Origin of the sequence: Pseudomonas sp. R62 (assembly GCF_000257605.1) — a bacterium.
Classification (GTDB): Bacteria; Pseudomonadota; Gammaproteobacteria; order Pseudomonadales; family Pseudomonadaceae; genus Aquipseudomonas; species Aquipseudomonas atacamensis.
Genome location: NZ_JH635998.1, coordinates 1,132,512 through 1,135,227 on the forward strand (window position 1 = coordinate 1,132,512; position 2,716 = coordinate 1,135,227).

The 2,716-nt window shown below is 61.9% G+C and carries 2 protein-coding genes; both read left to right on the plus strand.

Translation table 11 applies throughout. The features are described 5' to 3' along the window. Positions 1-1,779, plus strand: a 1,779-nt coding sequence (gene pta / locus OQK_RS06560; RefSeq protein WP_038860657.1) for a phosphate acetyltransferase, incomplete at its 5' end; no start/stop codon positions are given. Then, on the plus strand, positions 1,780-2,685 hold the full coding sequence (locus OQK_RS06565; RefSeq protein WP_016771662.1) for an acyltransferase: 906 nt from the start codon (positions 1,780-1,782) through the stop codon (positions 2,683-2,685). Positions 2,686-2,716 lie beyond the last annotated feature (31 nt).

The following is a 2,716-nucleotide window of genomic DNA, read 5'->3' on the forward strand; positions in this document are numbered from 1 at the left end:
ATGGTGCCGACCCGCAGCGCCAGTTACGCCGCGCGGGTCAATCTGCATCTGGCCAAGAGTCTGGATGCCGAGGTGATTCTGGTCTCGGCGCCGGAAAACGAAGTGCTCGCCGAGCTTTCTGGCCGTGTCGAGCTTCAAGCGCAATTATTCGGCGGCCCGAAAGATCCGAAAGTCCTCGGCGTGATCCTCAACAAGGTCAAGACCGACGAGAGCATGGACGCCTTCGCCACGCGTCTGAAGGAACATTCGCCGTTGCTGCGCAGCGGTGATTTCCGCTTGCTTGGCTGCATCCCGTTTCAGCCGGAACTCAACGCGCCGCGCACCCGCGACGTCGCCGACCTGATGGGTGCGCAAGTGCTCAACGCGGGAGACTACGAAACCCGGCGCATGAGCAAAATCATCATTTGCGCACGAACCATGCGCAACACCGTCGAGCTGCTCAAGCCCGGCGTGCTGGTGGTGACCCCGGGCGATCGCGACGACATCATCCTCGCCGTCAGCCTCGCAGCAATCAACGGCGTGCCGCTGGCCGGCCTGCTGCTGACCAGCGACACCCTGCCCGACCCGCGCATCATGGACCTGTGCCGGGGCGCGTTGCAGGCCGGTTTGCCGGTGTTGTCGGTGAGCACCGGCTCGTACGACACCGCCAATCTGCTCAATGGCCTGAACAAGGAAATTCCGATCGATGACCGCGAGCGCGCGGAGATCATCACCGATTTCGTCGCCAGCCACCTCGACGCCAACTGGCTGCATCAGCGCTGCGGTACGCCTCGGGAGATGCGCCTGTCGCCGGCGGTGTTCCGCTATCAATTGATCCAGCGCGCGCAAGCGGCGAACAAGCGCATCGTGCTGCCCGAAGGCAGCGAGCCGTTCACCGTACAAGCGGCGGCGATCTGTCAGGAACGCGGGATCGCCCGCTGCGTGCTGTTGGCCAAACCCGAAGACGTCGAAGCGGTCGCCCGCGCGCAAGGCATCGTGCTGCCGCCGGGTCTGGAAATCCTTGACCCGGACCACATCCGCGAGCGCTACGTCGAGCCGATGGTCGCCCTGCGCAAGAGCAAAAGCCTCAACGCACCGATGGCCGAGCAACAACTGGAAGACACCGTGGTGATCGGCACCATGATGCTGGCGCTGGACGAGGTAGACGGCTTGGTTTCGGGTGTGATCAACACCACCGCCAACACCATCCGCCCGGCCCTGCAACTGATCAAGACCGCACCGGGCTGCACGCTGGTGTCGTCGGTGTTCTTCATGCTCTTTCCGGAAGAAGTGCTGGTCTACGGCGACTGCGTGATGAACCCGCACCCGAGCGCCGCGGAACTGGCCGAGATCGCCCTGCAAAGCGCCGACTCGGCGGCCGCATTCGGCATTACTCCACGGGTGGCGATGATCAGCTATTCCAGCGGCGAATCGGCGCGCGGTGAAGAAGTCGAGAAAGTCCGCGAGGCGACTCTGCTCGCTCATGAGCAACAAAACTCGCTGTTGATCGACGGCCCGTTGCAGTACGACGCCGCCGCCAACGCCGACGTCGCCCGGCAACTGGCGCCGAACAGTCAGGTCGCCGGGCGCGCCACGGTGTTTGTGTTCCCCGATCTGAACACCGGCAACACCACGCACAAAGCCGTACAGCGCAGCGCTGATTGCGTCAGCCTCGGGCCGATGCTGCAAGGCCTGCGCAAACCGGTGAACGACCTGCCGCGCGGTGCGCAGGTCGATGACATCGTCTACACCATCGCGCTCACCGCGATTCAAGCCGCCAACCGACCTATGGATGTGTAAATGCTGGACTTTCTCCCTGCACCGTTGCGCGGCGTGATCGCCTCGCTGCTGTTGGCGCTCAACACGATTCTGCTGTGCTCGTTCCTGTTCTGCGTGGCGCTGGTCAAGGCTTTGCCGTTTGCCTTTACCCAGCGCATCGCCGGTTGGCTGATGAGCCACACCCACGAGGCGTGGATCAGCAATAACAAAGGCTGGATGAATCTGGTACGGCGCACCCGCTGGCACCTCAGCGGCCTGCAAGGTCTCGATTATCAGCACTCGTACCTGATCACCAGCAACCACCAGAGCTGGGTGGATATTCTGGTGCTGCAATACGTGCTCAACCGCAAGATCCAGCCGCTGAAGTTCTTCCTCAAGCAGGAGCTGATCTGGGTTCCGGTAATCGGGCTGGCCTGGTGGGCGCTGGGCTTTCCGTTCATGAAGCGCTACTCCAAGGCCTACCTGGAAAAACACCCGGAGAAGAAAGGCAAGGACCTGGAAACCACGCGCAAGACCTGCGCGAAATTCCGCCATAACCCGGTGGGAATTTTCAACTTCGTCGAAGGCACACGCTTCACCGAAGGCAAGCATGCGCAGCAGCAGTCACCGTTCAAATACCTGCTCAAGCCCAAGGCCGGCGGGATCGCCTTTGTGCTCGATGCGATGGGTGAACAGCTGGAGTCGATCGTCAACGTGACGATTCATTACCCGGCCGGGCGTCCGGGGTTCTGGGATTTGCTCTGCGGCAATGTGCGCGATGTGGTGGTGCATTTTGAAGAAATCAAAATCCCGCCGGCCTTCATCGGCAAGAACTACGACCAGGACGGCGAGTACCGTTTGCAGTTTCAGGGCTGGATCAATCAGCTGTGGCTGGACAAGGATGCGTTGCTGGAGCAGATGCACCGCGAATATCCACCCAAACACTGACCCCTGTGGGAGCGAGCCTGCTCGCTCCCAC

Coding starts and splice junctions, on each gene's coding strand:
- OQK_RS06565 (WP_016771662.1), top strand. CDS start 1,780: ATGCTGGACTTTCTCCCTGCACCGTTGCGCGGCGTGATCGCCTCGCTG.